The following is a 22395-nucleotide window of genomic DNA, read 5'->3' as shown; positions in this document are numbered from 1 at the left end:
AAGCGATTTTGCTGATGGACTGCTTAAGACATGCTTAACGCCGATTTAAGCCGCCCTTCAGCCTCCCTTCAGTGTCCCTTCAGCAAAACATAAGCAAGCCATAAGGAAGCGTTAAGCTACCGGGCGGGACAATGCCGGAGCCAATAAGGGAGAGGAGAGGCCATGCGTCTGCTACTGGTCGAAGACGACGACATGATTGCGGAAACGGTTCTGGGCACGATGCGCCGCTCGGGCTACGCGATCGACTGGGCGGAAGACGGCCGCGCGGCGGAACTGTCGCTCGGCAACGGCGTGTATGACCTCGTGCTGCTCGATCTCGGCCTGCCGAAGAAGGACGGCATCGACGTCCTCAATGCCTATCGCAAGAACGGCGGCGCCGCGCCGGTCATCATCCTGACGGCACGCGACGCCGTCGACGAACGGATTCGCGGCCTCGACGCCGGCGCCGACGATTATCTGATCAAGCCATTCGATCTCGACGAACTGGCCGCGCGCGTGCGCGCACTGCTCAGGCGGCGCACCGGCCAGAAGCAGCCGGTCTACGCGCACGGCGAGATAACGCTCGACCCCGCGGCGCACGAGGTCAGCAAGTCCGGCGAGCCAGTGCCGCTCGTGCCGCGCGAATTCGCGTTGTTGCAAGCGCTGATCGAAGAACCGACGCGCGTGTTCACCAAGACCGAGCTCGAAGAAAAACTGTACGGCTGGGGCGAGGAAGTGGGCAGCAATACCATCGAAGTGCACGTGCACAGTTTGCGGCGCAAGATCGGCGCGGACCAGGTGGTGACCGTGCGCGGTGTGGGCTACCGTCTGAAGAGGTGCTGATGACGTCGATTCGCCGCTGGCTGCTGGGCTGGCTGATCTTCGGTCTGGCGGCCGCCTCGGGCGTGGCCGGCTACGGCATCTTTCATACGGCGCGCGAGGAAGCGAGCGAACTCTTCGACTATGAGTTGCGCACGATCGCCCTGTCGCTGCCGTTGAATCTCGCCGGCACGGGCGACCGCGAACATCGCGACCCCGACCTCGGTGGTCTGGCCGACGACCGGGTCGTCATCGAAATCTGGGACGGCGCGGGCAAGCTGATCTATCACTCGCTGCAGGCGCCGGTGTTCGCGCGCCAACCCCCGGGCTACGACACGGTGGAGCGCGGCGAGTATCACTGGCGCACGTTCGCCGTGCAGCAGGGGGAACGCTATATTCAGGTGGCGCAGCCCATCTCCGTGCGCGAGGACCTCGCGATGCGCCTTGCGCTGCATACGCTCTGGCCGCTCGGCGTGCTGGTGCCGGTGACGATCGTGCTGGTCCTGCTGGTGGTGGCGCGCGGGCTGGCGCCGATTGGCGGGCTGTCGCGCGCATTGTCCACCCGTACGATCGATTCGCTGGAACCGCTGCGCCTGGACGGCAGCGTGCCGGTCGAGATCAGGCCGCTGGTCGAAGCGCTCAACGATCTGCTGCAGCGGCTGCACACGGCGTCGCAAGCGCAACGCACGTTCATCGCCGATGCCGCGCACGAGTTGCGCTCACCGCTCGCCGCGTTGAAGCTGCAATTGCAGGCCGCGTCGCGCGATGGTTCGTTAAAGGGCGAAGGCCAAACGCTCGAACGCGTCGAGGGGCGCGTGAACCGCATCATTCACCTGGTGCAGCAACTGCTGGCGCTCGCGCGTGAAGACACGCATCCGGTCACGGCGATGGTGCCGGTCAGCCTGCGGCGCATCGGCGAACAGGCCGTGGGCGATTTTTCGCTGCTGGCGGAAACCAGGGAGATCGACATCGGCCTGGAGTGCGAAGGCGCGCGCACGGAGGGGGACGCTTATACCGTGCTGGCCGAGCCGCACGGCATGAGCGTGCTGCTGGGCAATCTGATCAACAACGCGATCCGGCATACGCCGCGCGGCGGACGCGTCGACGTGATCCTCAAGCGTGACGGCACGCGCGTTGGCTTCGAAGTTGCCGATACCGGCTCGGGGATTCCGGAGGCCGAACGCGAACGGGTCTTCGACCGTTTCTATCGCGGCGAAGGGGCGCAAGGCGAAGGCAGCGGCCTTGGGCTCGCGATCGTGTCGCGCATTGCCGCGCGGCATCAGTTGGATCTGTCTCTGCGCAACAACGAAGGCCGGCCCGGCTTGCGGGTGTCAGTGTCCGGTCTGAAGGCGCATGAGATCGGCGCGCCAGTGGCCCTTAGAATCTGACGGTGTTCGATTCACGCCGCCACGTTCAAGCGCCGCGTTCGTTGCTGGACGAAAGCGCCGGAGGCGGATCATTCGACGCATCGCCGGACTCGGTGCTCAGCGTCGCGTCCAGTTCCGGCGCGCTCGACACCTGGCGCAACTCGTCAGCGATGATCGACACCAGCGCATCCGCCGCGGCGCTCAACGGGCGTCGCGGATGGCTCACGCACACGATATGCCGCACGATGCGCGGCGCGAGAATCGGATAGGCGCGCAGGCTGCCCTGGCGCACCGCGCGCTGCACGGCGATCCGCGGCAGGATGGTCGCGAAGTGGGTGCTCTCCACCAGCTTCACGATCGTGCTCAACACGTCGATTTCGAAGCGCGGCGCGAGCAGCACGTCTTCGTGCTGTGCCGCCGTATCGAGTACGCCACGCAAGCCGTGACGCTTGGTCGGCAGCACCAGTTCCAGTTCCGGCAGTTGCGCGAGTTCAATGGCGTGCGGCAACTCGGGGCCGTGCTCGGCGCTCGTCACCAGCACCATTTCCTCGTCGAGCAAGGGCTGCGCGTCGAGTGAGAAGCGCGCGCGCGGTTTGTTGATCAAGGCCGCGTCGAGCTGGCCGCCCGTTACCCAGTCTATGAAGGTCGCGCTGTAGCCGTCCGCCACGGTGACTTCGACATGCGGATAACGCGCGTGAAAACGCGACAGTGCATCGGCCAGCACGCTTTCCGTGACCGACGCGATCAGCCCGATCGACACGTGGCCGGTCACCACCTCGTCGCGCTGCACGAGCTGCTGACGCGCGTGCGCGAGATCGCGCATGATCGGCAGAAACAGCCGGTACATGAGCCGGCCGGCGGCGGTCGGCGCCATGCCGTGCGCGTTGCGCTCGAAGAGCTGCTGGTGCAGTTCGTCCTCGAGTTTGGCGATTTGCATGCTGAGCGCTGGCTGCACGATGTTCAGGCGTTTCGCCGCCCGCGTGACCGAACCGTCCTCGAAGAGCGCGATGAAATACTGGATTTGCCTGAGGTCCATGTTGGTATGAATAAAACATCAGCAAACGTAATGAGAAAGACGCGCGGTATCAGATAAAGACAGGAACCGCGTTCCACGGATGCTCCTAAACCCTGGCTCCAGCTCCGCAGAATGCGCCGCGAGCCGCACGGTGTCTATTGATATCCTGCCTACAATTGGCTGTCATTGGTGCTAACGCGCATATCATCGGGAATGATTCAACGCATCAATAATCAATATTAGAAGTTATACGCCGATCTCGTTACGCTTCCATCATCAACTGGCAGTCCGGTTCGGACATGAAGCCGGGGCACGGATGGAGACGTAGATGAATACTCGCGATACCGCATCGCACGGTGCTTTCCAACTGACCTGGGGCCGCCCGTCCGGCGTGCTTACGCTGCGCGACTGGCTGGCGCATCTGGCGCGCACGGGCCGGCTGGCCACGATCGACAGGCCGGTGGCGCTCGAACACGAACTTGCCGCGATTGCCAAGCGCCTCGACGCCACGCAAGCCGCGTTCTTCACGAAACCGGGCGGCCACGACGTGCCGGTGGTCAGCGGGTTCATGTCGCGCCGCGCCTGGATCGCCGAAGCGATGGGTGTGGCCGAGGCCGATCTGCTGAAGCGCTTTCGCGACGCGGCCGATCAGCCGATTCCCTCGAAGGAAATTTCACGCGCCGAAGCGGCCTGCCAGCAGGTCGTGCATACCGGCGGCATCGACCTTCACAAGCTGCTGCCGATTCCCACGCACAGCGAACACGACAACGGGCCGTATATCACCGCGGGTCTCGTGATCGCGCGCAATCCGCGTACCGGCGTGCAGAACGTGTCGATCAACCGCATTCAGGTGCATGGGCCCGATCGCATGGCAATCCTGCTGCTGCCGCGCCACTTGTACGCATTCCAGAAAGCCGCGGAAGAGGCCGGCGATGCGCTCGACGTCGCCATCGCGATCGGCGTCGATCCGCTGACGATGCTCGCCTCGCAAGCCATTTCCCCAATCGATTCCGACGAACTGGAAATCGCCGGCGCGCTGCACGGCGCGCCGCTGCCGGTCGTCAAATGCGTGACCAACGGCGTCAATGTACCGGCCTTCGCCGAGATCGTGATCGAAGGGCGCATTCTGCCCAACGTGCGCGAACTGGAAGGCCCGTTCGGCGAATTCCCGAAATACTACAGCGCGCAGGAAGCGCGTGAAGTGATCGAAGTCACCGCGCTCACGCATCGCGAGAAGCCGATCTTTCATACGATTGTGCCCGCGGAAATGGAGCATCTGTTGCTCGGCGCGATTCCGCGCGAAGCGACGCTGCTCGCTCATCTGCAACGTAGTCATCCTAACGTGAAGGACGTGCATCTCTCCGTGGGCGGCGTGTGCCGCTATCACCTGTGGGTGCAGTTCGATAAGAAGCGCGAAGGCGAAGCGAAGAACGTGATTCTGTGCGCGTTCGGCGCGCACTACGACATCAAGCAGGTGGTCGTGGTCGACACCGATGTGGACGTGCACGATCCGGCCGAAATCGAATGGGCCGTCGCCACGCGCTTCCAGGCCGACCGCGACCTGGTCGTGATCGAAGGCGCGCAAGGTTCGCCGCTCGATCCGTCCACCACCGTCGGTCAGCCGGAAGACGCGCCGCCGCATCTGCAAGGCGTGAGCGCGAAGATGGGACTCGACGCCACGCGGCCGGTGGTGTATGCGTCGCACGTATTCACGCGGGTGCGCATTCCGGGCCAGGACACGGTAAATCTGGACGAACTCGTCGCCGCCGACAACGCCACGTTCGATAGCTATCTGGGTGGCGCGCATGGCTGAGCTCGCACAAAAGCCGCAGCGCATCGTCGTCGGCATTTCCGGCGCGAGCGGCGCGTCGATCGGCGTGCGTCTGCTTGCGGCCTTGCGCCGTCTCGGCACGCACGAAACGCATCTGATCGTGTCGGCCTCCGGTGCGGTCACGGCGGCGCAGGAACTCGGCATGACGCGCGGCGACCTAGACAGTCTCGCCGACGTGGTCTACAACGTGCGCGACATCGGCGCGGCGGTGGCTAGCGGTTCGTTCATCACGGCAGGCATGGTGATAGCGCCGTGCTCGATGAAGACGCTCGCGGGCGTGGCCAACGGTTTCGCCGACAACCTGCTCACGCGCGCCGCCGATGTGATGCTCAAGGAGCGCCGCCGGCTCGTGCTGGTCGCGCGCGAAACGCCGCTCAATCTCGCGCATCTGCGCAACATGACTTCCGTGACGGAGATGGGCGGGATCGTGATGCCGCCGGTGCCCGCCTTCTACGCGCATCCCAAGACTATCGAGGACGTGGTCGATCACACGGTGGGGCGCATTCTCGATCTGTTCGGTATCGAGCATCGTGAGATTGCGCAGCGCTGGAGCGGGCTCGCCGACGAATTCACGGAGCGCCGCTCGGGAGTGGACGAATGAATCAGCGCGACTTGCTTCACCCGGGCGACACCGCGACGCGTGAACGCGAACCAGAACTGGATAAACGCCCGCAACGTCATCTCGGCCGCCCGATGGAGCGTCTGGAAGATCCCGCGATTCTCACCGGCCGCGGCCGTTACGGCGACGACATCGGCGTTCGTCCGGGCACGCTACACGCCGCGATCCTGCGCTCGCCGCACGCGCATGCTGAGTTGGTGTCGATCGACACCAATGCCGCGTCGAAGCTGCCTGGTGTGCACGCGATCCTGACACGCGACGACCTGCGCGCCTGGTCGCGGCCTTTCGTGGTCGGCGTGAAATCACCGATGGAACAGTGGGCGCTGGCGATGGACCGCGTGCGCTATGTCGGCGAACCGGTGGCGGTGGTGCTCGCGCAATCGCGCGCCATCGCCGAAGACGGGCTCGATCTGCTTAAGGTCGAATACGCCACGCTCGATCCGGTCACCTCGATCGAGCAGGCGGCGAGCGATGCATCGCCGGTGTTGCACGAGAAAGTGGGCAGCAACGTGATTAGCGACCGGCATTTCCGCTACGGCGAGCCGGAAGCCGCGTTCGACAAGGCGCCGCATCGCGTGAAACTGGTGGCGCATTATCCGCGCAATACCTGCGCGCCGATCGAATGCGGCGTGGTGATCGCCGAATACCTGGCAGGCGACGAAGGCTACGACGTCACGTCCAATTTCATGGGGCCGTTCTCGCTGCACGCGGTGATGGCAATGGCGCTGAACGTGCCCGCCAACCGTTTGCGTCACAAGGCGCCGCGCGATTCGGGCGGCAGCTTCGGCGTGAAGCAGGCGGTGTTTCCGTACGTGGTGCTGATGTGCCTCGCTTCGCGCAAGGCGGGCGCGCCGGTGAAATGGGTCGAGGACCGGCTCGAACATCTGAGCGCGGCGACCTCCGCGACCGCGCGTGTCTCGACGCTCGAAGCCGCCGTGGAAAGCGACGGCCGCATTACGGCGCTCTCCTACGATCAACTCGAAGACTGCGGCGGCTATCTGCGCGCGCCGGAACCGGCCACGTTCTATCGCATGCACGGCTGCCTGACCGGCGCATACGCAATCGACAATCTGCTGGTGCGCAACCGCGTCGTACTGACCAACAAGACGCCGACAGGTCTGGTGCGTGGCTTTGGCGGTCCGCAGGTGTACTTCGCGCTCGAACGGCTGATGCAGCGCATCGCGCTCGAACTGAACCTCGATGTGCTCGACGTGTACCGCCGCAATTTCGTCGCCGCCGATGCGTTCCCGTATCGCGCCGCGGCGGGTGCGCTGCTCGACTCGGGCAACTATCCGGAAGCGCTGCGCCGCGCGCTGAGCGAAGGCGGGTATGACGAGCTGCTTGCACGTCGCACGGCGGCACGCAAGGAAGGGCGGCTGTACGGGATCGGCTTCGCGGCGATCGTCGAGCCGTCGGTGTCGAACATGGGCTACATCACGACCGTGATGCCCGCCGAGGCGCGCAAGAAAGCCGGGCCGAAGAGCGGCGCGATCGCGAGCGCGACCGTAAGCGTTGATCTGCTCGGCGGCGTCGTGGTGACGATTGCGTCGACGCCCGCGGGCCAGGGGCATATGACGGTGTGCGCGCAAGTGGTCGCGGACGTGCTCGGCGTGTCGCCGGAAGACGTCATTGTCAATGTCGAATTCGATACGCACAAGGACGCGTGGTCGGTGGCGGCGGGTAATTATTCCAGCCGTTTCGCCGGCGCGGTGGCGGGCACGGTGCATCTCGCGGCCGTGCGCGTGCGCGACAAGATCGCGCGCATCGTGTCGAAGCAGATGGGCTGCGCGCCGGACGATATCCGTTTCGAAGAAGGCAGGATTTTTGCAAAGGGCGCCGAGGATCGCGCGCAGCCGTTCGGCCGCGTCGCCGCCAATGCGCCGCATTGGGCGCCCGCGCTGCTGCCCGAAGGCGAAGAGCCCGGCTTGCGCGAGACGGTGTTCTGGAATCCGCCGAACATGGCCGCGCCGGATGAGAACGATCGCGTCAACACATCGGCCGCCTACGGTTTTGCTTTCGACATGTGCGGCGTCGAAGTGGATCACGCCACCGGCCGCGTGCGGATCGACCGCTACGTCACCGCACACGACGCCGGCACGCTGCTGAACCCGGCGCTCGCCGACGGCCAGATTCGCGGCGCGTTCGCGCAAGGACTCGGCGCGGCGTTGATGGAGGAATTCCGCTACGGCGCGGACGGCAGCTTCCAGTCCGGCACGCTCGCCGACTACCTGATGCCGACCACCTGCGAAGTGCCCGATCCGGTGATCGTGCATCTGGAAACACCGTCGCCGTTCACGCCGCTCGGCGCGAAAGGACTCGGCGAGGGCAACAACATGAGTACGCCGCCGTGCATCGCGAATGCGGTGGCGGACGCGCTCGGCGTCGACGATATCCGTTTGCCGCTGACGCCTTCGAAGGTCATGGCGCTGATCGGCATCGACGATCCGGAGCCGTCGCGACCCGAGTTGCGTGAAGCGCCCGCCGCCAAGCCGGCGACGCCGGGTGGCGGCAAGGCGCTCACCGCGCAGGGCAGCGTCGATTTGCCGGCGTCGCCGGAAGCGATTTTTGCCGTGCTGCTCGATCCGAACGCGCTCGCCAAAGTGATACCCGGCTGCCATGCGCTCGAAGCCGAAGGCACGAACCAGTATCGCGCCGACGTGACGGTCGGCGTCGGCATGATCAAGGCGCGCTTCGAAGCGAAGATCGGCCTGTCCGAAATCGACGCGCCGCGTCGGCTGCGTCTGGCGGGCGCGGGCATGTCGTCGCTCGGCAGCGCACGCGGCAGCGGCCTCGTCGAACTGACGCCGATCGAAAACGGCACGCGTCTTTCCTACGACTACGAAGCGCAAGTATCGGGTAAGGTCGCTGCAGTGGGCGGACGCATGCTCGAAGGCGCGGCCAAAGTCGTGTTGCGCCAACTGTTCGAATCGCTCGGCCGTCAGGCGGCGGGCAAACCAGTTCACACCGGCGGCTCATGGCTTTCGCGCCTGCTGGGCCGTTTCAGGAGACAGCCATGAAGCCCGCGCCGTTCGATTATCTGCGCGCCATGACGACGCAGCATGCGCTCGACGCCCTCGCGCAACACGGCGAGGACGCCCGCGTGCTGGCCGGCGGCCAATCGCTGATGGCGGTTCTGAACATGCGGCTCGCGCAGCCGCGCATGTTGATCGATATCTCGCGCACCGACGAGTTGAACTCGGTGCGTGTCGATCAGAAGGCCGGCTTGCTGGCGGTGGGCGCGGCGGCGACGCAAGGCAGCGTCGAGTGGCGCGAATCGCTGCGCGACGAAGTGCCGTTGCTGGCGATGGCGTTCCCGCATATCTCGCACTTTCAGATCCGCAATCGCGGCACGGTGTGCGGCTCGATAGCGCATGCCGACCCGAGCGCGGAACTGCCGCTAGTACTTGCCGCGCTCGGCGGCGACGTGATGCTGCGCTCGAAAAAGAAACACCGCGTGGTGCCTGCAGGCGAGTTTTTCCAGGGCATGTTGATGACCGCGCGCGAGCCGGACGAACTGGTCGAAGCCGTGCGCTTTCCGCTGAAGCGGCCGGGCGAGCGCTATGGCTTCACGGAGTTCTCCGCGCGCCACGGCGACTTCGCGATGGCCGCGTGCGCGGCTGTCGTGACGAGCGATTCGATCCGCCTCGCGGTGGGTGGCGTCGCGGACCGGCCGGTGGTCGAGCAATGGCCGTGTCTGCGTGACGAGGATCTGCGCAGCGCACTGAACGATTTGAGCTGGAAACTAGGCGCACAGGACGACGCGCATATCAGCGCGGCGTATCGCCGGCATCTGGTCCGGCAACTGGGATGGCGCGTGATTGAGGAGGCGAAGTGAGCAACACATCGAACGGCAACGTCGTGCACGTGGTGCGGCAGGGCGAACGGCAATGCGTCACGCTGACGCTCAACGGCCGTGAACGCAGCGGCTATTGCGAGCCGCGCGAGCTGCTGTCGGATTTCATCCGTCACGAACTGGGCGCGACCGGCACGCACGTCGGCTGCGAGCACGGCGTGTGCGGCGCATGCACGGTGCACGTGGACGGCGTGGCGGGACGCTCGTGCCTGATGCTGGCGGTGCAGGCCGATGGCCGCCGCATCGATACGGTGGAGGGACTCGCGCCCGACCTGAAGCTCGGCGATCTGCAGCAGGCCTTCCAGCGTCATCACGCGTTGCAGTGCGGTTTCTGTACGGCCGGGATATTGATGTCGTGCGCGGACTATCTGCAGCGCGTGCCCGATCCGAGCGAAGCCCAGGTGCGCGACATGCTCTCGGGCCATCTGTGCCGCTGTACGGGCTATACGCCGATCGTCGCCGCGGTGCTCGACGTGGCGGCGCGGCGCCGGCAAGGCAAGGCGGCTAGCGAAACCGTGGAGGCCGCTCATGCTTGATCTCGGCCGAACTTTTTTGCAGAGCGTGGAACGCAGCCCCAATGCGCTCGCTCTCGTCGACGGTGAACTGGCGCTGACGTACGCGCAGTGGCATGGCCTCATCGTGAAGGTGGCCGAAGGTCTGCGCGGCCTGGGTCTCGCGCATGGCGACCGCTTGCTGGTGGTACTACAAAACCGCTGGGAAATGGCGACCCTGCATTGGGCCTGCCAGTTCGCGGGCGTGGTGATCGTGCCGCTGAACTGGCGCGCGAAACCCGATGAACTCGAGTACTGCGTAACCGATGCCGGTGTGAAGGCCATCGTGTACGAACCGGTCTGCGCCGATGCCGTGGCGCAAAGTCCCGCCGCGCAGCGCTTGCCACGCATTGGTCTGGACGACGTGCAAGGCTGCACCGCGAGCTTCGACACACTGCTGGCGCAGGCCGCGCCGGACGCGTCGAACGACGCGCAAACGCGCGCGGATGCCAACGACTACTCGCTGATCCTCTACACCTCGGGCACCACCGGCAAGGCCAAAGGCGTGCCGCGCCGTCATCGCCATGAACGCGCCGCGGCGCTCGCGCATGTCGCGCAGAATCAGTACGGCCACGGCGAACGCACGCTCGGCGTGATGCCGCTTTATCACACCATGGGCGTGCGCTCGCTGCTCTCGATGGCGCTGGTGGATGGACTCTTCGTCTGCGTGCGCCGCTGGAATGCGCGCTTCGCACTCGCTGCGATCGAGCAACACAAGCTCACCTGCCTCTATCTGGTGCCGACGCTGTACCACGATCTGCTGGCCGATCCGGCTTTCGCGTCGACGGATACATCGACCGTGAGCAAGCTCGGTTTCGCCGGCGCGCCGATGAACGATGGTCTGCTCAAGCGCCTCTCAGCGGCGTTCGAACCGGACCTGTTCGTCAATCACTACGGCTCGTCCGAGGTCTACACCTTCAGCATCGATCAGGACGCCACGCGCAAGCCGGGCAGTGCGGGGCGCGCGGGCATCAACACGCGCTTGCGCGTCGTCAGGCTCGACGCCCTCACGCCCGAAGACCTGGCGCAAGTGGGCGAGGAAGGCCAGATCATCGCCGACCTGCTCGGCGACGAAGCCTTCGAAGGCTACTGGAATCGTCCGGATGCGAACGCCAAATCGTTGCGTGAGGGCTGGTACTTCACGGGCGACACAGGTTTCTTCGACGCCGACGGCGACCTGTACGTATCCGGCCGCGTCGACGACATGATCATCAGCGGCGGCGAGAACATCTCGCCGGTCGATATCGAGTCGGTGCTGTCGCTGCATCCCGCGGTCGACGAGGTCGCGGTGGCCGGCGTGAAAGACGAACGCTGGGGACAGCGTGTGGTCGCCTTCGTGAAACGCCGCGAGTACGTCGACGCCGACGCGCTCGACGCGCACTGCCGCACCTCCGACCTCGTCAACTTCAAGCGTCCGCGCGAATACGTGTTCGTGGACGACATACCGAAGTCGCCGGTCGGCAAGATACTGCGCCGCAAGCTGTCCGCGGGCGAGTACGAGCCCGACACCCGCGGCGAAGCTATTGCATCTCACACGCAAACTACCAAGGAGTGAACCCATGACCGAATTGACTCACCGCGGCCAGAGCCTGCTGCAGGATCTCGACGGCTTTTCCATCGAGATCGACGCGGAGCGCGAGCGTGCCGACATCGTCCTGCACCGGCCGCCGTTCAACGTGATTTCGATGCATGCGCGCGATCAGTTGCGCGCCGCCTTCGAGGCACTCGACGACGACCCGCGTGTGCGCGTGATCGTCGTGCGCGCCAAGGGGGAACACTTTTCGAGTGGCGGCGACATCAAGGGCTTTCTGGAAGCATCGCCGGAAACCGTGTCGAAGCTCGCCTGGAATATCGCGGCGCCCGCGCGTTGTTCGAAGCCGGTGATCGCGGCCAATCGCGGCTTCTGTTTCGGCGTGGGTTTCGAACTGTCGCTCGCGTGCGATTTCCGCATTGCCACCGACACCAGTTTCTACGCGCTGCCGGAACAGAAACTCGGGCAGATTCCGGGCTCGGGCGGCTCGGCGCGGTTGCAGCAGATGGTCGGCATCGGCCGCACCAAGGACATCGTGATGCGCTCGCGCCGCATTCCGGGCAAGCAGGCTTACGAGTGGGGCATCGCAGTCGAATGCGTGGCCGACTCGGAACTCGAGGCGACGACCGACGCGCTGGTGGATGAACTGCGCGCGTTCTCACCGCTCGCGCAACGCACCGCGAAGAAGCTGCTCAACGATACCGAGGACGCACCGCTGTCGATCGCGATCGAACTCGAAGGGCACTGCTATAGCCGGTTGCGCGCCTCGGACGATTTCCGCGAAGGCGTGGAGGCGTTTCACGGTAAGCGCAAGCCGGTGTTTCGCGGTAGTTAAGGCGAACGTTGGGCAGCGGGAAATGGGAAGAATGCTTTGCATGGGACCGGAGTAAGCGCTGAAGCGCTAACTCCGGTCGACAAAGGAGACAGGTGCATGGAACGCTTCGATTACGTGATCGTCGGCGGCGGATCGGCAGGGTGCGTGCTCGCGCATCGTCTGTCGGCAGTCGCGTCGCTGCGCGTCGCGCTGATCGAAGCAGGCGCGGATACGCCGCCCGGCAAGGTGCCCGCGGCGATTCTCGACAGCTATCCGATGCCGGTTTTCTGCGGCGATAAATACATCTGGCCGGAACTGAAGGCAAGCGCCACACGCACCGCCTCGCCTCGCGTCTACGAGCAGGGCCGGGTGATGGGCGGCGGGTCGAGCATCAACGTGCAGTCAGCCAATCGCGGCCTGCCGCGCGACTACGACGACTGGGCCGCCAACGGTGCGAGCGGCTGGGCATGGCAGGACGTACTGCCGTATTTCCGCAAACTCGAACGCGATGTAGATTTTCCAGCCGGTGAGTTGCACGGCAGAGGTGGTCCGGTGCCGATCCGCCGCATTCTGCCGGCGTACTGGCCGGCGTTCTGCGATGCCTTCGCCGACGGCATGCGGAAAAACGGTTTCGCGGCCTTGCAGGATCAGAACGCCGAGTTCGGCGACGGTTATTTTCCCGGCGCGTTTTCGAATCTCGACGACCGGCGCGTATCGACCGCAACGGCCTATCTGGACGAAGCGACGCGTCAGCGCCGCAATCTGCGCATCTATGCGGACCTGCGCGTCGAGTCGATCCTCATGGAAGGGCGTGTCGCGCGCGGCGTGGTCGCGGTAGAACGCAGCGGCGCGCGCATTCGTTTCGACGCCAACGAAGTCATAGTGAGCGCGGGCGCGTTGCAATCCCCCGCGTTGCTGATGCGCGCCGGCATCGGCGCAAAGGCGGAACTGGACGCGCTCGGCATCGAGTGCAGAGTCGATCTGCCGGGCGTGGGACGCAATCTCCAGGATCATCCGTCGCTCACGTTCTGTCATTTTCTCGAGCGGCGTTTTCGCATGCCGCTCTCGCGCCGTCGCGCGAGCATGACGGCCGCGCGTTTTACCTCGGGCATAGCGGGCTGCGACGAGTCCGACCTGTATCTGTCGAGTGCGACGCGCGCCGCCTGGCACGCGCTCGGCAACCGGCTCGGCTTGTTTTTCCTCTGGTGCAACCGGCCTTATTCGCGCGGCCGTGTGCAACTCGTGTCCGCCGATCCAGCGGTGGCGCCGCGCGTCGATCTGAATCTGCTCGATGATCCGCGCGATCTCGCGCGCCTCGTCCACGGCGTGCGGATACTCGCGAAGATTGTCGAGGCGTCGGGTCTCGGCGACAACCCGCGCGACTTTTTCCCGGCTACGTTTTCACCGCGTGTGAAAGCGCTGAGCCGCGTCGGCAAGGGCAATGCCGCGCTGACTTCGCTGCTCGGCATGCTGCTCGATACGCCCGCGCCGTTGCGGCGTCTGTTGATCGAGCGTTTCTTCACGCGAGGCCAGCGCATGTCCGCGCTGCTGGCCGAGCCGGGCGCGCTCGAAGACTTTGTCCGCGCGAATGTGTTCGGCGTCTGGCACGCGAGCGGTACTTGCCGGATGGGCGACGCGCACGACGCCACGGCGGTAACCGACACTTCCGGCCGTGTGCACGGCGCGCACGGTCTGCGTGTCGTCGACGCCTCGCTGATGCCGCGCCTGCCCTCGGCGAATACGAATATCCCGACCATCATGATGGCAGAAAAGATTGCCGACGCGATGCTCGCGCGGCGCGAGGCCAATGCTGGATCGAAGACGGCGCCGCTCACCGCGGCCTCGCCATAAGGTTTCTTAACACCACCAAGAGCACGCGCAAGAGAAACGTGCCTACAAACGGGGACGATCGAGAGACGGCCCGCTGATAGTCAAGGAGATGACGATGTCTGTAGCAGCGCAAAATGGCGCCGCCTTGCCCGCGGTAGACCAGCGGCAAGTGATGGGTGCGGTAATGGCCTCGTGCCTCGGCTGGGCACTGGATCTGTTCGATCTGTTCGTATTGCTGTTCGTCGCACCGGTGGTCGGGCGGCTGTTCTTTCCGTCCGAGCACGCGATGCTCTCGCTCGCGGCGGTGTATGCGTCGTTTGCCGTGACATTGCTGATGCGCCCGCTGGGTTCGGCATGGTTCGGCTCGTACGCGGACCGGCATGGACGCAAGGGCGCGATGATTATCGCGGTGGTCGGCGTGGGGCTTTCCACGGCCGCGTTCGGCGTGCTGCCGACCGTCGCGCAGGTGGGTCTCGTCGCGCCGATCCTGTTCCTCGTGCTTCGGCTGGTGCAGGGCGTGTTCGTGGGCGGCGTGGTGGCATCGACGCATACCATCGGCACCGAATCGGTCGCGCCGAAATATCGCGGCGCGGTGTCGGGGCTGATCGGCGGCGGCGGAGCGGGGCTCGGCGCGTTGCTCGCCTCGCTCACGTATCTGGCGATGTCGGCGCTATTCCCCGGCGCGGCGTTCGAGGTGTGGGGCTGGCGCTGCATGTTTTTCACCGGCATCATCAGCTCGGTGCTCGGACTGTTCGTCTTCAGCAGTCTCGAAGAGTCGCCGCTGTGGAAAAAGCTCGCCGCCGAAAAGGCCGCCAAGGCCGCGGCACAGAAGCACGACGCGCCGGTCGAAATCGTGCGCTCGCCCGTGCGCACGCTATTTTCCCGCGACTATCGGTCGATTCTGTTCGTGAACCTGTTGCTGACTATCGGCGGCGGCAGCGGCTATTACCTTACCTCGGGCTATCTGCCCACCTTCCTTAAGGTAGTCAGCCACGCGCCGAACGGCGCCGCGGCGGCGATCCTGCTGATCTGCAGCGTGGCGGTGGTGATCGCGTCGGTGGCGGCGGGGCATCTGAGCACCTTCATCGGCCGCAAGTCCACTTTCATCTGGCTCGGCCTGATCCGGCTCTTCGCGTTGCCCGCACTGTTCCTGCTGCTGCCCACGGCGCAAAGCGTCACCATGATCGGCGTGTACGCGGTGATTCTCAGCGCGCTCGGCAGCGCGGGCTATGCGCCGATCCTGATCTTCCTGAACGAACGGTTCCCGACCGCGATTCGAGCGACCGGCACCGGGCTTTCCTGGAACATCGGCTTTGCCATCGGCGGGATGATGCCGACCGCCGTCTCGCTGGTGGCGAAAGATGCGAGCGAGTTGCCGATGACGCTGGCGATCTTCGTCGGGGCGATCAGCGTGATTTTCCTGATCGGCGCGTTCGTCGTGCCGGAAACGCGCGGGCGGCTTGAACAGGGCGCGGCGCGCGAGCCGGTTTAGCTCGCGGAGGGGTCGACGGGTGCGCCCGTCGTCACGCGCCGGATCTCTTCGCCGATGATCTCGATCAGCGCGTGCGCCGCGGGCCCGATCGGCCGCTTCGGATGGCTCACGCGGATGATGTGCCGCACGATGGCCGGTGACGTGATGGTGCGCGCGCACAGCACGCCTTCGTCGACTTTGCGCTGAACCACCACGCGCGGCAGGATTGTCGCGACGCTGCTCTGTTCGACGAACTGCACGATGGTGTTCAGCAGGTCGATCTCGAACTTCGGCTTGATGACCACGTCTTCGGCCAGCAGCGCCGCGTCCAGTACGCCGCGCAGGCCGTTGCGGCGGGTCGGCAGCACCAGCTCGATGCCGGCCAGCTGCGCGGGATCGACGGCCGGCGGCAGGTCGGGGCCGAGCGCGGCGCTCGTCACCAGCACCATTTCCTCGTCGACCAGCGGCACCACGTCGAGCGTGAGACGCCCGCGCGGCTTGTTGATGATGGCTGCATCCAGCCGGCCCGCTTCGACCGCGTCGATCAACTGCGCGCTGAACCCGTCGGCGACTGACACTTCGACTTGCGGGAACATCGCGTTGAACCTGGCGAGCGACTCCGGCAGCACGCTTTCCGCCTCGGACGACACCATGCCGAGCGACACTCGCCCCGTCACGATCGCGTCCTGGCGGCTCAACTGGTCGCGCGCCCGCTCGATATCGCGCATGATCGGCGTGTACAGGCGGTACATCTGGCGCGCCGCGTCGGTCGGCGTCATGCCGTGTGGACCGCGCTCGAAGAGTTTCTGGCGCAATTCGGTTTCGAGCTTCGAAATCTGCATGCTGAGCGCGGGCTGGACGATATTGAGCCGCTTCGCCGCGCGCGTGACGGAGCCGTCTTCGAACAGCGTGATGAAATACTGGATTTGCTTGAGGTCCATGAAACGCGGGAGCGGGTCGGAAACCGATGTAAAAAACGCGGGGAAACAGGGCGGGAAGGACCGGAAGCTCCGAGTTTAACCGTGCCGCGCCGCGCCTGCTTGCAAGCCCGCGGGGAAGCCCGCGCGGCGCGGCGTGCGCGTCGTCACGAACCTGTTTCCTTACACTGCTACAATCTCGTCTTTCTCGATCGACTGTGCGCTATGGGTTTCGAACAACTCGCTGAACTGAAGAAGCAATTGGCCGCGGCTCGCCGCGAGGCTGCGCCTGCCGCGAAGTCCGGCGCCAGGCCTGCTTCGAAGGACGCATCCAAGCCGGCCAAGGACGCTTCCAAGCCCGCTGCCAAGCCCGCTGCCAAGGACGCCGCCAAGCCGGGCGCGAGGCCTGCCCGCAAGCCGGCGCCGCCGCGCCGTGCCGCGCCCGCAGCCGCATCCGACGCCAAACCGGCGGTGGAAGCGAAGCCGGTGGACCCGGTGGTGAAGTCGATCGGGCGGCTGCAGAAACGCTTCCCCATTGCTTTCCCCAAGAATCCGGCGCCCAAGCTGCCGCTCAAGGTCGGTATTTTCGAAGACCTCGTGGTGCACGCCAAGGAACTGTCGCTGAGCGAAGCCGAATTGCGCGACGCCATCAAGACCTGGTGCCGTGGCAGCCGCTATTGGAAATGTCTCGTGGAAGGCGCGGCGCGCGTCGATCTGACGGGCGCCGAGGCGGGCAAGGTCACGGCGCAGGAAGCCGCCGGTGCGCAGCGTCTGCAGGCGCATCGCGCGGGGAGGAGCGCGGCGAAGGCGGCAGCCGGCGCGGCGAACGCAAATGCGGCGGCCGGCGAGGCAGGCACGGAAGCGGGCGCTCAAGCCGCTGCCGAAACGCCGAATGCGTCGGCCGACACAGCCATTGCGCCGGCCGAAGCCGCTGCGGACTCGCAAGCCGCCGAAGCAGGCACGCCGCAGGCCGATTCGACGGCTACGCCGGTCGCCCACGAAGCGGCCGCCGAGCCGTCCGACTCGCCGGCCACCCGCGAAGCGTAAAACCCGCCACCCCGCCTAGGGGTGGCTGCCTTGCCGCGACGCAGCCGCCAGCCGGCTGCGCACGAAGCCGACGTGTTCGCGCAGTACATAGAACGCGTCGGCGTAAGCGAGCGGCATGCGCAGCCGATTCAACGAATCCTCGATCTGATCCAGTTCCGCGAAGAGCCGCTTGCGCTCCTCGTCGGTCGAACCGATGAGCGCGCCGCGTTCGATCGCAATCAGCGAACCATAGTAGCGATAGATGCGCGAGCGCACCCGCCAGCGGTACAGCGCCGGAATCAGGCGCATGGCCGGGAACAGCAGCACGGCCATCGGCAGCAGCAGAACCAGCGTACGGTCGCCGATGCTCGCCAGCCAGAACGGCAGCGTGCGGTACAGAAAGCTCTTGCCGGTCTTGTAGTAGCGCTGCGCGTCCTCGCTGATCTGATATTCACGCGCGACCGGACTCGGAAATTCTCCCGCCCGCTGGAACAGCCCCGGCATGCCGTGCACTTCCTGCGCCGCTTCGATCAGCAGATCGGAAATGGCCGGATGCAGAGTGGTGCGCGCCACCAGTTCGCCGGTCGGGCTGATCAGATGCACCGTTTCCGGCGGAATCCGGCGCTTCAGATCCAGCACGCCGGCCGGCAGATCGATCTGGTCCAGATAGGGAAAAAGACGCGTATAGGCACCCGCTTCGTCGAAGTTCATCACCGACACGCCGGGCACCTTGAGCAGGCGCAGCATCAGGCCGCGCGTGGCCGAGTCGCCGTTCAGGATCGCCGCGTCCACATTGCCGGCCACCAGTTGGGTGGCGGCCTGCAGGCCGTCGCTCGGCACCAGCGTGGTGTCGCCGCCCGGCTCGATGCCGTTCGCTTCCAGCAGTTTCAGCGCGAGCAGGCGCGTGCCGCTGCCTCCGCGACCCACCGCGATGCGCTTGCCTTCCAGTTCAGAAAGCTGGCTCAAGCCCGTGCCGCGATAGAACACCACCACCGGAATATAGAAAACGCTGCCGAGCGACATGAGCGACGAGGTGTCGAGCCCGTTGGCCACGCCGCCTTGCACGAGCGCGACGTCGACGTGCTGCTTCGGGTCCAGCAGCCGTTGCAGATTCTGCACGGAGCCGTCGGACTCCAGCACGTTCAGCTTGATGCCGTTGCGGGCGAGAATTTTCCGGTACTGCTCGGCGGCGATGAAAAACGAGCTGTCGCGCGGGCCGGCGCTCAAGGTGATCGCCTTGGGCGGCGCCGGATCGATCAGCCAGACGACCAGCGTGACCGTCAGAATGATGGCCGTCGCCACGACGGCATAGAGCAGGGTATGGTCGCGCCACTCGGCATGCGGTTCTTCGCTGGGAAAGTGCGGGGGACGCGGGCGCTGCGCTTTCATGGACACTCCGTGCTGGGAGCCGGGATGATCGCATTGTCCACTGTCCGCGGCGGCCTTGCCGTCGGCAGTTTGCTCTATTGACCGTGGCATAATCCGCGACAGCTTCCCCATCGTGTCGCCGGGCGCATCGTGAGTCGTTTCTATCGGAAGATCGGCAGTTGGCTGGGATTGTTCGCGATCCTGATGGCCACGCTCGCGCCGACGATCTCGCACACGCTCGCCGCTCGCGCCGATGAAGGCGCCATGTCGGACGAGCATTGCGATATGCCGTCAATGGTGTCCATGGGGTCGATGGACGCCATGCGAAAGGACATGCCGGACGCGTCGTCGGTCGTGTCGGGCATGTCCGGTCAGGCCGCCGGCAAAGACACCGGCCACACAGACCACACCGCCATGTCCGACGGCGACGCCTGCGGTTATTGCAGCCTGCTCGCTCACATGCCCGCCGTGCCGAGCGTCGAGGCACTGTTCGTCGTCGCCGTCCGCGCTCTGCAGCACACCGTCGCGACCCGCTTCGAAAGCGTGCGTCGCGTCGAGCCGCTCACGTTCGCTCAACCCCGCGCCCCTCCGTTCGCATCCTGATTCGAGTCACCACGGCGCGATGCATCGACTGCATCGCGGCTGCCGCCGCACGTCCCTGTCGACTGTGCGCGCCGGCATTGTCACGACCCATGAAACAGGATGAATCATGCTTATCCACTCAACGCCCCGAGCGCAGCCGCCGCGCTCGGCGGCGCTGCTCGCCACCATTGCCGCCATTGCCGGCGCCTTGCTGTGCGCGCCAACGCTCGCCGGCGCCCACGCCATTGCGGGCAACCGCGTTTTCCCAGCGACGCTGGCCGTCGACGACCCCGGCGTCGGCGACGAAGCCAACCTCCAGTTCGGCCATCAACGCGTGCCTGGCGAGAACGGCGACCAGAGCATCAACACCTTCGACTTCGAGTACGACAAGCTGATCACGTCGCGGCTCGCGGTGTCCGTCGACGGCACGTATGCGATGCAGAACAACCCGCGGGCGAGCGGCTTCGACAACTTCGGCGTCGGCTTGAAGTACCTGCTGTACGTCAACGACGCGCACGAGTTCATGACCTCGATCGGCGTGAATGCCGAACTCGGCGGCACGGGCAGCCGCGCGATCGCGGATAACTTCTCGACCATCTCGCCCACCGTCTACGTCGGCAAGGGCATGGGCGATCTGCCCGATTCGCTCGCGTATCTGCGGCCGATCGCGATCACGGGCGAAGCGGGGCCGGCGCTGACCACCGGCGCGGGACAGCCGAACGCGTTCAATTACGGGTTCACCGTGCAGTACAGCTTGCCGTATTTGCAGCAGCACGTGCGCGATGTCGGCCTGCCGCAACCGTTCGCCAATCTGATTCCGCTGGTGGAAATTCCGTTGTCGCGCAGCCAGGGGCAGACGACCGGCACGGTCAATCCGGGCTTCATCTGGATCAACCGTTATGGACAGTTCGGTGTGGAGGCGCAAATCCCGATCAATCGCGCAAGCGGCTCGCATGTGGGCATTCTGGTGCAGGCGCATATCTTCTTCGACGATGTCGCGCCGACCACGATCGGCAAACCGCTGTTTCAGTAACGCAGGAGAGTGATGATGAATGACACGATGAAACATCCACGTTTGCGTGGCACACGTACCGTGGCGAAACTGGCGTCGTTGTTCGCCGGACTTGCATTGGCAAGCGCGGCTTTCGCGCATGTCTTCCCGCAGAAGCAGGAGCCGGGCGCGGGCGCAACGGTGGCGTCACCCGCGCAGGTGCGCGTGATGTTCGACGGCCCGCTCGAAGCCGCGTTCAGTTCGCTGACGGTGACCGACGCGAGCGGCAAGCAGGTCAACACGGAGAAGGCCACGGTCGATGAGCATCAGCGGGCCTTGATCACCGTGCCGTTGCCGACGCTCGCGGCCGGTCACTACACGGTGCACTGGGTGGCCGTGGCGTCGGACGGGCATCGCACCCATGGCGACTATGCGTTCAATGTGAAGTAGCTGAAGCGGTGATGCGCTGCGTCATCCATCGGGCGATGGCGCAGCGTCTGAAAAGGTCTATTATCGAAAAGACGCTTTGAGCGCCAGGCTGTGCAAAGCAGCCGTCTTCGCCTTCGCTCTGAGGAGAAGAACACATGACGGAGTCCGTGAAGGCGTTTCCGACAGCGGCGCCGGGCCACCAGCGCCGGCGGATCGCCTGGCTCTACGCGTCGCTATTGACCTTCAATCTCGCCGCATGGCTTGCGGCCCTCGCGGCGTTTCGCGGCTATCCGCTGCTGATGGGTTCCTGCCTGCTGGCTTATTCGCTCGGCTTGCGGCACGCCGTGGACTCGGACCACATCGCCGCCATCGACAACGTCACGCGCAAGCTCATGCAGGCCGGCCAGCGTCCGCTGAGCGCAGGGCTGATGTTCTCGCTGGGCCATTCCACCATCGTCGTACTGGCGACGCTCGGCATTGCCGTCACCGCGATGGCCCTGCAAACCCGGCTGGGCGGATTCAGGGAAACGGGCGCGATGATCGGCACGCTCGTGTCGACGTTTTTCCTGTTTGCCATCGCGCTGCTGAACCTCATCGTGCTGCGTTCCGTGCTGCGCGCGTTTCGGCGCGTGCGCCGCGGCGAGCCGTATGTCGACGAAGATCTCGACATGCTGCTCGCCAATCGCGGCTTTCTCGCGCGCTTCTTCCGTCCGCTGTTTCGCCTGATCACACGAAGCTGGCATATGTACCCGCTCGGCTTTCTGTTCGGCCTTGGTTTCGATACCGCGACCGAAGTCGGCTTGCTCGGCATTTCCGCGGCGGGCGCCGCGCAAGGCATGTCGATCTGGTCGATCCTCGTGTTCCCGATGCTGTTTACGGCGGGCATGACGCTGATCGACACCACCGACAGCATCCTCATGCTGGGCGCCTACGGCTGGGCCTTCGTGAAGCCGGTCCGCAAGCTCTACTACAACCTCACCATCACGACGATTTCGGTGCTGGTGGCACTGCTGGTCGGCAGCATCGAAGGACTTGGGCTCGCGGCCGACAAGCTGCATTTAAATGGCGGATTCTGGCAGATGGTGGCGCTTCTTAACGATCACGTCGGCATGCTCGGCTATGCGATCGTTTGCGTCTTCGCGGCCGCCTGGTTATTGTCCGCCGCGGTTTATAAGTGGCAGCGAATCGGCGAAATGGAAATCCGTTCCTGATGACCGCGCATGAAAAATAAGCGTGGCCCGAACCCTTAAGGGCTATCGTCAGAGAATTGCACAGGCGCACGGATGCGGTTATCGCGGCACGCGAAGTTTCACGAAAAGCTATGAAAATTGGGGTATTTCGTATCGCTGAACTATACTCGAACAAGTTTTTCGGGCTCATTGCGATGAGCACCATTCAAACG

The 22395-nt window shown here is 65.2% G+C and carries 19 protein-coding genes; 16 read left to right on the top strand and 3 right to left on the bottom strand.

What is annotated here, in order from left to right:
* Positions 1 to 162: 162 nt before the first annotated feature.
* The gene (locus tag B0G81_RS35710; protein WP_134142223.1) at positions 163 to 822 is read left to right on the top strand and encodes a response regulator; all 660 of its coding nucleotides are present in this window, start codon (positions 163 to 165) and stop codon (positions 820 to 822) included.
* The gene (locus B0G81_RS35705; protein ID WP_134142221.1) at positions 822 to 2186 is read left to right on the top strand and encodes an ATP-binding protein; all 1365 of its coding nucleotides are present in this window, start codon (positions 822 to 824) and stop codon (positions 2184 to 2186) included. The genes B0G81_RS35710 and B0G81_RS35705 overlap by 1 nt, the downstream gene beginning before the upstream one ends.
* 25 nt (positions 2187 to 2211) lie before the next feature.
* On the opposite strand, the gene B0G81_RS35700 is transcribed toward B0G81_RS35705, so the two are convergent.
* On the bottom strand, positions 2212 to 3201 hold the full coding sequence (locus tag B0G81_RS35700; RefSeq protein WP_134142218.1) for a LysR family transcriptional regulator: 990 nt from the start codon (positions 3199 to 3201) through the stop codon (positions 2212 to 2214).
* A 307-nt stretch (positions 3202 to 3508) separates the two neighbouring features.
* On the opposite strand from B0G81_RS35700, the gene B0G81_RS35695 reads away from it, so the two are divergent.
* The 9 genes from B0G81_RS35695 to B0G81_RS35655 all read left to right on the top strand — a co-directional run bounded on the left by B0G81_RS35695 (position 3509) and on the right by B0G81_RS35655 (position 15701).
* Complete coding sequence (locus tag B0G81_RS35695; RefSeq protein ID WP_134142214.1) at positions 3509 to 4993, top strand: UbiD family decarboxylase; 1485 nt, start codon at positions 3509 to 3511, stop codon at positions 4991 to 4993.
* A complete protein-coding gene (locus B0G81_RS35690; protein WP_106284395.1) occupies positions 4986 to 5612 on the top strand; it encodes a UbiX family flavin prenyltransferase in 627 nt (208 codons plus the stop codon). Before B0G81_RS35695 ends, B0G81_RS35690 begins: the two co-directional genes overlap by 8 nt.
* Entirely contained in the window at positions 5609 to 8647 is a 3039-nt protein-coding gene (locus B0G81_RS35685) for a molybdopterin cofactor-binding domain-containing protein (RefSeq protein WP_134142209.1), read from the top strand. The genes B0G81_RS35690 and B0G81_RS35685 overlap by 4 nt, the downstream gene beginning before the upstream one ends.
* Complete coding sequence (locus B0G81_RS35680; RefSeq protein WP_134142206.1) at positions 8644 to 9465, top strand: FAD binding domain-containing protein; 822 nt, start codon at positions 8644 to 8646, stop codon at positions 9463 to 9465. Before B0G81_RS35685 ends, B0G81_RS35680 begins: the two co-directional genes overlap by 4 nt.
* Positions 9462 to 10019, top strand: coding sequence for a (2Fe-2S)-binding protein (locus B0G81_RS35675; protein WP_134142201.1), 558 nt, complete (start codon positions 9462 to 9464; stop codon positions 10017 to 10019). Before B0G81_RS35680 ends, B0G81_RS35675 begins: the two co-directional genes overlap by 4 nt.
* Entirely contained in the window at positions 10012 to 11589 is a 1578-nt protein-coding gene (locus B0G81_RS35670; RefSeq protein ID WP_134142197.1) for an AMP-binding protein, read from the top strand. Before B0G81_RS35675 ends, B0G81_RS35670 begins: the two co-directional genes overlap by 8 nt.
* Positions 11590 to 11593: 4 nt before the next feature.
* Entirely contained in the window at positions 11594 to 12400 is an 807-nt protein-coding gene (locus tag B0G81_RS35665; RefSeq protein ID WP_106284350.1) for an enoyl-CoA hydratase-related protein, read from the top strand.
* Between the two features lie 96 nt (positions 12401 to 12496).
* Positions 12497 to 14230, top strand: a complete 1734-nt coding sequence (locus B0G81_RS35660) for a GMC family oxidoreductase N-terminal domain-containing protein (RefSeq protein WP_134142194.1) — start codon at positions 12497 to 12499, stop codon at positions 14228 to 14230.
* A 94-nt stretch (positions 14231 to 14324) separates the two neighbouring features.
* Positions 14325 to 15701, top strand: a complete 1377-nt coding sequence (locus B0G81_RS35655; protein WP_134142193.1) for an MFS transporter — start codon at positions 14325 to 14327, stop codon at positions 15699 to 15701.
* On the opposite strand, the gene B0G81_RS35650 is transcribed toward B0G81_RS35655, so the two are convergent.
* Positions 15698 to 16621, bottom strand: a complete 924-nt coding sequence (locus tag B0G81_RS35650; protein ID WP_134142180.1) for a LysR family transcriptional regulator — start codon at positions 16619 to 16621, stop codon at positions 15698 to 15700. The two genes, B0G81_RS35655 and B0G81_RS35650, sit on opposite strands and share 4 nt — an antisense overlap.
* A gap of 201 nt (positions 16622 to 16822) precedes the next feature.
* On the opposite strand from B0G81_RS35650, the gene B0G81_RS35645 reads away from it, so the two are divergent.
* The gene (locus tag B0G81_RS35645; protein ID WP_134142176.1) at positions 16823 to 17644 is read left to right on the top strand and encodes a ProQ/FinO family protein; all 822 of its coding nucleotides are present in this window, start codon (positions 16823 to 16825) and stop codon (positions 17642 to 17644) included.
* 15 nt (positions 17645 to 17659) lie between these two features.
* Here B0G81_RS35645 and B0G81_RS35640 read toward each other — a convergent pair whose 3' ends face one another.
* The gene (locus tag B0G81_RS35640; RefSeq protein WP_134142174.1) at positions 17660 to 19012 is read right to left on the bottom strand and encodes a TAXI family TRAP transporter solute-binding subunit; all 1353 of its coding nucleotides are present in this window, start codon (positions 19010 to 19012) and stop codon (positions 17660 to 17662) included.
* Between the two features lie 126 nt (positions 19013 to 19138).
* On the opposite strand from B0G81_RS35640, the gene B0G81_RS35635 reads away from it, so the two are divergent.
* From B0G81_RS35635 to B0G81_RS35620, 4 genes are all read left to right on the top strand, one after another.
* Entirely contained in the window at positions 19139 to 19594 is a 456-nt protein-coding gene (locus B0G81_RS35635) for a DUF2946 domain-containing protein (protein WP_166679162.1), read from the top strand.
* A 106-nt stretch (positions 19595 to 19700) separates the two neighbouring features.
* Positions 19701 to 20606: a hypothetical protein gene (locus B0G81_RS35630; protein WP_134142165.1), complete on the top strand. Its 906-nt coding sequence runs from the start codon at positions 19701 to 19703 to the stop codon at positions 20604 to 20606.
* Positions 20607 to 20621: 15 nt separating this feature from the next.
* Positions 20622 to 21014, top strand: coding sequence for a copper resistance protein CopC (locus B0G81_RS35625; protein WP_116117093.1), 393 nt, complete (start codon positions 20622 to 20624; stop codon positions 21012 to 21014).
* Positions 21015 to 21148: 134 nt separating this feature from the next.
* Positions 21149 to 22204, top strand: a complete 1056-nt coding sequence (locus B0G81_RS35620; RefSeq protein WP_134142160.1) for a HoxN/HupN/NixA family nickel/cobalt transporter — start codon at positions 21149 to 21151, stop codon at positions 22202 to 22204.
* Positions 22205 to 22395: the final 191 nt, after the last annotated feature.

It is taken from the genome of Paraburkholderia sp. BL6665CI2N2, from assembly GCF_004366535.1.
Classification (GTDB): Bacteria; Pseudomonadota; Gammaproteobacteria; order Burkholderiales; family Burkholderiaceae; genus Paraburkholderia.
This window is presented reverse-complemented; position numbering and strand designations above follow the sequence as displayed.